Raw genomic sequence first — 10,671 nt, 5'->3', positions numbered from 1 at the left:
TTTGTGGTTATGCATATAAGAAATACCGCTTGTTGTGCCTATGCGTATACAAATATTTAATCAAGTTATGTGTAAGAATAAGAGGGTATAAGCAATTTGTATCAGTGAAATGAGGGCGTAAATCCCAGTGAAAAGCTATTGTCTTGAGTTGCGTATCTTGCTTGAACTGTTGCATATAAATTAAATAGCGTATATAATATGTATGTGTATAAGAAAGCACAAATATGAATAGAGCAGAAATTATTAGCGAGTATCGCGATCGGGTTGAGCGAGGGGATAAGAGAAAGCTTAGCACTGAGGAGCGCGCTGTGCTGGTGCAAGACTTCATCGATCAACTGCAAACTCTCCGATCGGCAAAGGCGATCGAAAAATTGTGCCGCGATGAAATCGAATTGCTGGAAGCGGGGTATGGGGCTGGCACGAACAGCACGACGAACTATCTTTCTGCCTATCGCAAGGCGATTGCCCAGGCCGCTGAGCAGGGCAAATTGCCGCTGACGGACGAGACTGCTTACCGGTTCAATGGGCACAAACAACGGACGGGTGAGCCAATTCAGTCGCTCAATCATCTTGCCTATGGTTTGATGCGCTACGATAACGCGATCTATATGGCGAATCGCAAACAGACCCACGTTGGCAACAACCAGAGACAGGACACCCCCCAGCCGTTTAACCCCGATCGATATTTGGAGAAGGCGGCTGAACTGCTGCAATCAGAAGAACCTGAAACGCTGGCAGTGGGCATCGCTGCGGTGACGGGACGCAGGCATACAGAGGTTGTGGTGTCGGGCAAGTTCAGCACGACCAAGCACTCCTACGTTTTGATGTTTGACGGGCAACTCAAGAAGGCTGACCCGGTAGAGTATGCCATTTTGACTCTGCTTCCGGCTGCTCAGGTGAAGGAGGCGATCGACCGCTTTCGGGCAATGCTTCCAGTTGAAGCCCTGGCAGGACTCAAGAGCGAGGATCACGAGGTGGCTGCCTTCAGAGCGAGGGTGAACACGCGGGTGCGTCGCTCCTTCCAGGACACTCAAATTCTGCCGCTGCTGCCGGGATTTCAAAGCGTATCGATCCACCGACTCCGGGCGGCTTATGCCAGGGTGGCGATCCACTATTGGCTTCCAGGTCAGGGGGTGAATGAACAGCGATGGTTGCAGTTCTACTTAGGGCATGTCGCTGCTGCCGATATGCGCGATGCTGCGAACAGTAGTTCAACTGCTCACTATTTCGGCTATCGCTTGGTGGATGACCAGGACAAGCCCATCACGGTGACGGGGATCAAGTTGATGGCGAACCCTTTACCCAGTCCGACCCCACAACAGCTCGACACTCAGCAGCAAGCGAACGACCGCTTCGCGCTGTCGCCAGAGGCGGATCGCCTGGATTCTAGCACCCCAGAACTTGACTCCACTCCCGATGAGGAAGAAGCAATGTCCCCAACTCAGCACGAGGTTGAGACGATCGCGACCGACTTGCAAGCTTTGATTGACAAAGAACCGGAGCAGCCATCGACGACAGCACCGCTGCCCGAATTCGCACCGGCGGCGACTGAGCAGCCGAGCAAGCCTAAGCGCAACCGACCCCGCTATCGCGACTTGCGCGTGAATGTGGTCGATTTGACGGCTGCTGCTGATCGCCTGGGGATCGATGCACCGGTCCGAGCGGGCTATCAATCTCTACTCGAACAAGTGCTGCAAGCTGCCGCTCAGCCTACACCCGCTCCGGCTGCACCGAACCCGAGTGAACTGCTTGCTCCGCTGCTGGAAGAACTGGCGGCGATCAAACAGCAAATGAATGCTGGACAAGCGGGAGCGGAGGTTGAGCAATTACGCCAGCAGACTGAACAGCAACAACTGGAGATCGATCGCCTCCAAGCTGAACTGAAGCAGGCGAACGATAGGCTCCAGACCATTGCTGCGACGGCTCAAGAATGGGCAGGCATCCAGTCTACTCCCACGCCTGCCCCCCAAGCAGCACCGACTCAGCAGCAACAATCTGTGAGCCAGCCACCCGCACAACCGCCCGCACAACCGCCCGCACCGACTCAACGCCCGGCTCCGGGTAGACCACCGGCAGGGAAGCTATCGCCATCCGACCGGGTCCCGATTGCGATCGCTGCTCTCATCCACCACAACCTCAACACCCACCCCAACGATCGCTGGTATTTATCGGGTAATATCATCGCTACCGCTGCTGGCGCAAATCCCGCCTTAGTCGTCACTCCCTGGCTGCAAAGCCATCCCGCTGCGGTGAGTCAAATTGACCAGCACAATACATCGATCGGGCTAAATCAAAGAAGCAATGGTAAAGAGAAGGATCGCAACCAGTTGAAATCGATTTACCAAAAGTTCGTTGAGGGTAAGGCGATCGAAGAGTTACAGCAGATTGTCAACCAGTTCCAGTCGCAACCCGAAGCGCTCAATTAGCGAGGAACGTTTCAATTCAGTTTAGAGGTTCAACCTCAGTCGTCATCCCGATCGCTTGTTGCTACGCAACTGCCCGCAGCCCAAGGGCGATCGTCTCTGTAGAACAAGAGGCGGTATCCCAAAAGCACAGTCAATTAGCGTGAAATTTACCCCCCCCAAATCTGCGGCTCTTTCCTGATTTTGGTGATTAGGAAGTCAGGTGTCGCGTCTTTCGCTTTTCGTCGCTCGTCTCACGCTGAGTGTCGGGTAATTTTAGTGCCTGGAAGCCAAGCGGGATAAGGATTAGAACAATGTTTTGCAAGATCTTAGTCCGTCTCACGCTATTTGTCGTCTAACCCCGTAACTCCTGCTACTCAAGCATTTCAGCAGCAGAATGTTCCATAATTGACCCCTAAACGGGTCTCTAAACGACACTGATCGTGAGACCACCTGCAAAAATGTTCTTCACCCAGAAGCTAGGTATAATCGGCGTTTTAGCCCCTAAACGACAGCTAGCGCAAGATCAACGTCATTGATTGAGAGACGCGACACCAACATAATCAAGACATGGGGACCACCAATCCACACCACAATCGCGGCAAAGAGAAGGAAGAACTGAGGGAGATCTACGAAGCGTTCCAAAACACCCAACTGCTTTGAGCAATTCACGCAGACGAATTTTGTAAGGTTAGACTGACAACCTTACTAACGTTGAGACTCCTGCTACGCACTGAATTTGTTCATCCTGCTTCCCAAAAGCAACGGACTACTTCTGTTACGCCCGCGACCTCAACTCCCCTATCTATCTCGTCGCTGAACGTCGCGTCTCGCGCTTTTCGTCGTTTGCTTCGCGCTAAGTGCCAATCAATAAAGCCTAAAATCAATCGGGATAATAATTGGAACCCTGTGGTGTACAATTCTATATCGTCTCACGTTAGATGTCGCTAGATTAGCTGGTGACAGAAATTTGTCGTTTCTGTTTCTTGACTTGACCGACAACCACAAGAGGTTCCTTCAAAGAACCCCTGACATTTTGCTCGAACAAATGATGAAGCTAGATTCTCTTCCTCCCCCTACTGCAATCAACTCTTCTTCCTTTGACCTCCTCGATCCATTGGACATCATTAATGCCATGATTGACCTCCGCGCTCAACTGGCAGAACTCGAACAGCAAGTCCAATCGCTCCAACCTGCCTTCTATGCTGCCTGTGCTGCACTCAACCAAGAGAAAATCTCGACTGAGCGTGCCATTATTTCTCGCAGACTGACACCAGGGCAGTGGGCTTACTCGTCAGAGATTGTGGAGCAGGAGGACTGGCTCAAACACCTCAAATCCCAGTTTAAACAAGCCCACGAACCCATTAAAGGTCGGGAGGTCTATTGGCTGGTCAAACTCCTCATGCTCTCAACCAAAGCCTAGTGGCACCCCGCATCGCTTCCTGGCTGACCAAGGTGAACAGGCGGATTCAAGGTCATCTCGTTCAAGGCAGTCTGGCATTTCTCACACTGTTCATTCCACCACAAAGAAGGAGTCCGAAAGCCTGTTCCACAATTCGGACAGGCAGAAAGTAACCGGATCTGGTGACGATCGCACTCCTCCACCCCCTGCTGTTGCCATCCTGCCTGATGCACTGGATTTTCTGCGTAACAGGCAGGGCACAGTCGCGTTTGCAGGTGCAGGGGTTCCCTTGGCATCATCTCGCGCAATCGTGACAAGGGGATGCCCACCAGTTGCGACAGTCGTTCCAATTCTGCTGTGTCCGGAATCCGGCGACGCGATGGCACTTCCCAGTCGCTCACGACCTTTGTAGGCACGCCTAATACTTCACCCAGCGTCTTGTGGCTCAGGCAGTTCTCTCGACGGAAACGGCTCAAGAAGTGCCCAAGGCTCTCCCCCGCTCCAGGCTCAACCTGAATCACCCAGCCCTGCCGCTTGCTCTCACTCACTGGCATTCTGCCACCACTTCAGCCAATATGTTGTATTCAACGCATGACTTCCCGGCTCGCAACGATCGCACCGCTGCTTCACGCAGCATTCGATCTAGCAGCCCGATATAGCCTCCAGTGGCAGGAGCAAGCAACTTCTGCAGTTTGGCACTGCTCAGCCGTGACGGTTGCGGCAACCGCAGCACATGGGTTTCCCAGATCGCGCTCGTCTTCGCAATTTGTGCCGGGGTCATGCGCGAATATTGATGTTTGGCAATGCAGCGATACTGCACTTGTTCATTCCGCCTCATCACCGCATTCAGCCGATCTGTCCCCACCAGCACCACTGCAATTTGCAGTTTGTCTAAGATGTCGGCTATGTCTTCCAATGCTTTCGGTCGCAGCCGATGCGCTTCATCCACGATCAGCATTTCTACTTTGCACACCCGCAGTAAGTGGTGGACTCGCGCTCGCACTTCGCTCAATGTCCCCCGATTAATCTGGTATTGCAAGCTATCGAAAATCCCGTTAAATAAATCGCGACTGCCGCTCTCGGGTACCGATTGCCAGTACACGATTGGCATAGGCATTCCACTGACCCCATTCTTTTGGGGCAAGTGCTTGAGCTGATACGCTTCGCAGGAAATCGTCTTGCCCGTACGTGACTCTCCGATGACCTGACACGATTGCCGCGCAATCCGTTTTTCGTCTAGCCACGCATGAAACTGTCGCACTTGCTCTAACTCGACAATACTTCGCTTTTGCAGCCGCCCAATCATTGCCTGCCGCGCCACTGCATCAAGTTCACCACCAACCACGATCTCGTTTCCACTCCTCGTAATCTCGCACTACTACATCCTCAACCACGACCAACTCTTCCTCAGACTCGATTACGGCTTCATCTACCTCTTCGGTCACTGCATCTGCAACCCCATTGGCGGGGACAGTCTCCTCAGGCTGATGCTTATTCTTCATGAACGTTTGTTTTTTCGCTTTGCCAGTTGTTTGTTTGCGCCGTTTCTCTCGCCGCAACTGCTCCACTACGGCATCGCGGTCCCGCACCTCTAGCAACACCGATTCGTTCGTGATCGCTTTCCCAAGCCGTCGCAATCGCCGTGAAATCGCCTGCGCTTCCCGATACGATAGCGTTTCCGTTTCCAGTCCTGTCGCGTGGGCACGCGCTACAAATTGTTCGCCTTGTCGGGTTTGCTGGTACACCCACACTGTTGTGATGTCCCACGGGTCATACCGGATGATCACTTCTTCCCCGCTATAGCCCGCCAGGTGTTCACCCCGATAGCTCAAGTTCGCAAATTGCAGGTAGCCTCCTCGATACACCTGCCGTCGCTCTCGCCGCATCAAGCAGATGTCGAGTTCGCGGTCACTTAACAATGGCAATGGCATGGTCGCTCCCGCTTCCCACCGTCCGATTCGCGTCTGATCCCCCATCCGCCCATCGATCCCCTGGTTGTACCGATCCACGATGTAGCGCACCAACAGTCGATCCAGTTGCATCAGCGTTAGACAAGCTTCCCGTTCCGCCACCGATGATCGTTCTGAGGCTTTACTGCCGACGTACCCCGGTAGGCTGCTGAAAAACTCCCGGTTGAATGTCCCAAACGGTCGCTCCACAATCCCGCCCTCACTCGGTTGCGGGCGCGAACACAATCCAATTCCTAATTCCGTCGCGACCTGCTCTAAATGCTGCGAGGTGAAGTCTTTCCCCTGATCCGTATAAAGATACTGCGGCACCCCATACGTCTCCCAACTCTCCTGCAATTCGTAGCTACTGCTGTATTGCTTCGGTAATATCGCGTGACGCAACGCCAGACATGCTACCCACGCACTCGGCGCGTCAAACCCCAGGTGCAGCCCCATCATGCACCGCGAGTAGCTATCCACCACAATCGTCAGCCACGGTCGCCCCAGCACTTCCCCAGACTGATCCACCACCAGCACATCCACCTGCGTATGGTCCGCTTGCCACACTTGATTCGATCGATCAATCTCTAGATCTTGCCCCTCCCGCGTCTTCACCACCAACCGCGAACCCCGCCACCCCAAGGATTTCGACCGCCGCTGTTTCTCCACATACGGCTTTAATACCCGGTACACCGTCGCCCGACTCGGATAATCTGCTTCCTCTCGCTCCCCAGCTCGCACTTGCACCCGCACGGCTACCTGCGCCGGACTCATCGACCGGCTCCCCCGATTCCCCGCTCGATACGTTTTGACAATAAACTCCTGCCACTCCGGGCTGATTCTGATCGTCCCCTGATCCGATCGCGCCTGAGTCCTCAACCCTGCAACTCCATCCTCCCGCCACCGTTTCACCAGCCGCTGCACACTCCGCACGGTGACGCCTAATTCCTCGGCGGCTTGTGCCTGCACCTGCCCGTATCGGCTCGTTCCTTCTGCCACTAATAACCGTTGGATCACGCCCATCCGCTGCTGCACCTCAGCGGGCAACGCCACCGCCACAATCTCCCATTCTCCGCTCTCCTCGTCCTGCCGCAACACCGTCTCCACTACAGCTTCTGGGGCTGTCTTTGCTTCGGGTTCTCTCCCGGCGGGCTTCCCTTCTTCTCCCGTCTTTCCCATGCCGACCTCAATTTACCTGCGACATCGATCGTGAGACGCTAACTATCCCCATTTAATCATAAATCTCACGCTCGCTCAGAACTCCCTTGCTCTGCTCTCTCACCCTATTACCCAAAAACGACAAAAAGCGTGAGATAATCATCCCTAAAACAAGACGACATTTAACGTGAGACACATACAACACACCATACTACATCACTCAAACCCCTATACGGTAAGCCTTCTAACCTCTCTTGCTACCCGACATCTAACGTGAGATCAACGACAAATAACGTGAGACGCGACAAGAAGGATGAACTGTGATCGATCTACGGAATCGTTCCAAAACAACCAGATGCTTTGAGCAATTCTCGCAAACAATTTTTGTAAGGTTTGACTGAAAACCTTACAAATTTCAATTCGTTAACGAGGATAAAAAGCGCGTTAAGCGACATCCATCCAACCCAGCATCTAACCAGTTACTGCAATAACTTCGCTCACACCAGGTTTCTGCGTTATTAAACGCTGAAGTGCCTGTATCAGTGACTCTACCCCTTCCCATAGCTTTACTTTCCAGCGCAGCGCATCAGGGTCTCGCCGATTCCGCTCGTCCCGTTCCTCCCAGCTCAATCGATGATGTTCTCTCTCGTGACGACTTTGCATCCCAACTGAACTCGCCTCATCTCGTTTCGCCTCCGGCGCAAGAAGCTCGATTTCTATCTCATGCCCCGCTAGCTGCTGCCGCCACGCTCGCCGTAATTGCGTCCCAGCTATATCTCGCCAGACGATCGCCTGCGGGGCTATGTTCGGCTCTGATAATCGCTCGATCACCGACCGCATCAACGCCGAACACATTCGGACCGTTTGCGGATCTGCCCGATACTGCCGCTGCACCACGCTCAATCGTTTACCGCTTTTTCCCTGCGTCTGCGGTGATAAACACCGCCCTTTCACTTCACAATTTTCACAGATCGTCCCACTCAAGCTGAACTGATACCGACGGTCGCCGTTCTCCGCTTGCCGGCTTGAACTCTGACTCATCTCGTATCCTGCTGGACACCTCACAGTCTCGGCATTAATCACTTGAAAGTCTTCGTTCCCATACCGTTTCGATTCACCCGGCTTCCCGCCCCCTTCGCTCCTCACTTCTAACGGTCCATACCGCTCCCACGCCTCCGCGATCATCGGAGCAGGGGGGGGCTCCCCGGCTTTCACAGGCTCTGCCACGCGACAGTGTTGCTCCCGCAATAACCACAACGACAAGGGCAGCATCTCCTCGCTCTCTAGCCGCTCCACGTCGGGTAAAGCCTTCACCTCTGACCATAGGGTCTGTCGCACGGGTGGGACTTCTGCCTCCTGCCATCCCATCCACACCCGCCAGTTCCACACCCATTGACTCAAGATCTGCCAAAATTCCTGCCCGCTCGCACTCCAACTGCACAAGCGATCCATTTCCTGCTCTTCATCTTCCTCTTTCAGCCGCCGCTCAAACCCACCTCGTCCAAAATACAGGCTCAGCACGTCCCCGCTCTGCAAGCTCGATGCCGATTGCGACGTGATAAACAGCTCGTACACTTGCCCTTTGTATCGTTTCCCGATCCGCCCATTGTGTTGCGCTTCTGGAGTCCGAATCACAATTAATCGAAATGGACTGCTGTACCCCCGTCCTCCGTCTTCGATGTACAAGGGTGTCTTTCCGTTGCTCAAACTCCCGCCCTGCAACCGCTTCCCATCCCTCGGACTCTTGCATTCGAGCAACGACGATTGGATGTTTCAATAGCGCGTAATCCCGACTCCGCATCAGGTACCCTATCCCGTTCTGCTGCACTTGACTCACCAGCTTCGGGCTGCCATACAATCCGTCTAACCGCACAATGCCATGACTCACTCGCAATCCCTGACTCTCCAGGTATCCCTGCATTCGATCTAGTGAGCGTCCCAGATCTCCCGCTATATCCCCGTTCCCCGCACTCCCATAGCTCCCCAACCACTCACTCGTATGCGCCACCGCCACCGTCGTTCGCGTTCGCACTGCTTCTCCCCGTTTCCGTCCTCGATACCCTGGCTCACTCACTCCCGCACTTCGTCGTCGCGCAGCGGGGTATCGGTCGCTCTCACTCACATACCGTTGCCTTACAGCTTTCACCGTTCCGTCTACGTCAAACATCAAGTACCGGTTCCCCATCCGGTCCGTCATCCACATCCCCTCTCTCACCCGGATGCTCTTCTGCCCCATCTCTTCCTCAAATAATCCTCGCAGGGACTCGACTGCTCGCTCGTCTACATCCCTCAAAAACCGGCTTAAACTCGATGCCACCGGACACCCATCCCGCTCCCACAGCCCCATCACCAGCCCGCTCACTGGAACGATCGCTTTGAAATATTCTTTTAAGCTCGCTTCCCCGCTCACCGCATAACTATTCAATAGCAGCACAAAGTCCATTACCTCGTACTGCCCCATCCGCCCTCGATTCACTTTCACTTGTGAGCGCAGCCGATCCACTAAACCCCGATCGCTCCAGTACTTCCCATACAACACTGCCTCCCCCATCCAGGATGGCACTCGCCGCTCCCCTGTTCCCTCCACCCCGATCTCCACGCTCCCCATTTCACATCCACCCTTTTTCTCCCGCTACCTGATTATTCCACCCCCACAAACCCCTCTACGCCTACGCCCTATCCCTCCTTCTCCCACGGCGTTGCGCATTCCGTGGGGATAACACGGCACGAACTTGCGCGCGTCCGCTCCAAATCACCCGTTTGCCACGATGCTTACCACTGTCGTGATTGAGCGGGGCAACTCCGACTAAGCTGCTAATTTGCTTATGGCTGAGGCTGCCTAGCTCCGGTAAGTTCACTAGCAGGGTAGTGGAGGTTACTGCTCCAACACCAGGAACACTTTTGAGCAATTTCACCTGCTTTAACCACAGCGGACTTTGCTCAATTGCCTGCTGCAGCTTGGCTTCGAAATCTGCAAGCCGCTTTTCCAGCCACTCAATGTGGTCTTCAATATCTTGCCGAGTGGCGCCGCGCACAGTGCCTAAGCGATTCTTTTCAGCCGTCAGCATCTCGACAATTTGGCGACGACGAACAACGAGTTCTTCCATCCGCTGAGTCTCTTCATCTAAAATCGTGCTCACATTTGGCTGAATTGCTTCTGCAAAGTGAGCTAGGACTGCGGCATCAAGGGCATCGGTTTTAGCCCGTTTTCCGGTCGCTTTAGCAAAATCTCGCACTTGGCGTGGATTGACGATCGCGACTGGCAATTGAACACGACTGAACGCGACGGCTGCTGGAGTTTCTAATCCTCCAGTCGCTTCCACCACAATTAAGGTCGGGTGCAGCGGTTCAAGTCGTTGCACTAATTCAGCAATGCCTGCCTCTGTGTTGGGCACTTGAAACAATTCAGCACGGGGGCGAATAAAGATATCGAGATGATCTTTGGCAACATCGATGCCGACCCAGAGTTGGGATTAAGACATGACAATTTGTCCAGAAACTGCTGCTCTAGCTGAGGACTCAAACTTGCACGATGCGGAATCAGCGTTCCAGGCGATTGTTCGAGTTCAAGGCAGTTAGAGTGTGCGGCGACCCAGGCTCTTACACGGTCTTTTCAACCTAGTCCATGTCGGTCTACCGCACTCTCTCAGCATACAAGTCCAACAATCAAGATACGCGACAACAGCGGATCGAAGTCAGCGATCGAAGGACGCGACATCACCGAAAGTGCATAGAGTCCAGTTATCGCGATACACGACAA

At 53.9% G+C, this 10,671-nt stretch carries 8 protein-coding genes; 2 read left to right on the top strand and 6 right to left on the bottom strand.

Annotated features, from left to right (window positions below):
* The first annotated feature begins 224 nt into the window (after window positions 1-224).
* Together NDI45_RS20770 and NDI45_RS20765 are read left to right on the top strand one after the other, a co-directional pair.
* Entirely contained in the window at window positions 225-2,426 is a 2,202-nt protein-coding gene (locus NDI45_RS20770; RefSeq protein WP_348248489.1) for a protelomerase family protein, read from the top strand.
* A gap of 1,027 nt (window positions 2,427-3,453) precedes the next feature.
* Entirely contained in the window at window positions 3,454-3,825 is a 372-nt protein-coding gene (locus NDI45_RS20765) for a hypothetical protein (protein ID WP_348248490.1), read from the top strand.
* On the opposite strand, the gene NDI45_RS20760 is transcribed toward NDI45_RS20765, so the two are convergent.
* From NDI45_RS20760 to NDI45_RS20735, 6 genes are all read right to left on the bottom strand, one after another.
* Window positions 3,822-4,352: a TniQ family protein gene (locus NDI45_RS20760; RefSeq protein WP_348248491.1), complete on the bottom strand. Its 531-nt coding sequence runs from the start codon at window positions 4,350-4,352 to the stop codon at window positions 3,822-3,824. The two genes, NDI45_RS20765 and NDI45_RS20760, sit on opposite strands and share 4 nt — an antisense overlap.
* Window positions 4,349-5,149 carry a TniB family NTP-binding protein gene (locus NDI45_RS20755; RefSeq protein WP_348248492.1) on the bottom strand — a complete coding sequence of 267 codons (801 nt, stop codon included), beginning with the start codon at window positions 5,147-5,149 and terminating at the stop codon, window positions 4,349-4,351. Before NDI45_RS20755 ends, NDI45_RS20760 begins: the two co-directional genes overlap by 4 nt.
* On the bottom strand, window positions 5,136-6,932 hold the full coding sequence (locus NDI45_RS20750) for a Mu transposase C-terminal domain-containing protein (RefSeq protein WP_348248493.1): 1,797 nt from the start codon (window positions 6,930-6,932) through the stop codon (window positions 5,136-5,138). The genes NDI45_RS20755 and NDI45_RS20750 overlap by 14 nt, the downstream gene beginning before the upstream one ends.
* A gap of 450 nt (window positions 6,933-7,382) precedes the next feature.
* Window positions 7,383-8,432, bottom strand: coding sequence for a hypothetical protein (locus NDI45_RS20745; protein WP_348248550.1), 1,050 nt, complete (start codon window positions 8,430-8,432; stop codon window positions 7,383-7,385).
* Complete coding sequence (locus tag NDI45_RS20740) at window positions 8,398-9,519, bottom strand: hypothetical protein (protein WP_348248549.1); 1,122 nt, start codon at window positions 9,517-9,519, stop codon at window positions 8,398-8,400. Before NDI45_RS20740 ends, NDI45_RS20745 begins: the two co-directional genes overlap by 35 nt.
* 61 nt (window positions 9,520-9,580) lie before the next feature.
* Window positions 9,581-10,366 (bottom strand): IS110 family transposase, encoded by a 786-nt coding sequence (locus NDI45_RS20735; RefSeq protein WP_348248551.1) that lies wholly within the window; start codon window positions 10,364-10,366, stop codon window positions 9,581-9,583.
* Window positions 10,367-10,671 lie beyond the last annotated feature (305 nt).

It is taken from the genome of Leptolyngbya sp. GB1-A1, from assembly GCF_039962475.1.
In the GTDB taxonomy this organism is placed as follows: domain Bacteria; phylum Cyanobacteriota; class Cyanobacteriia; order Elainellales; family Elainellaceae; genus Leptolyngbya_A.
This window is presented reverse-complemented; position numbering and strand designations above follow the sequence as displayed.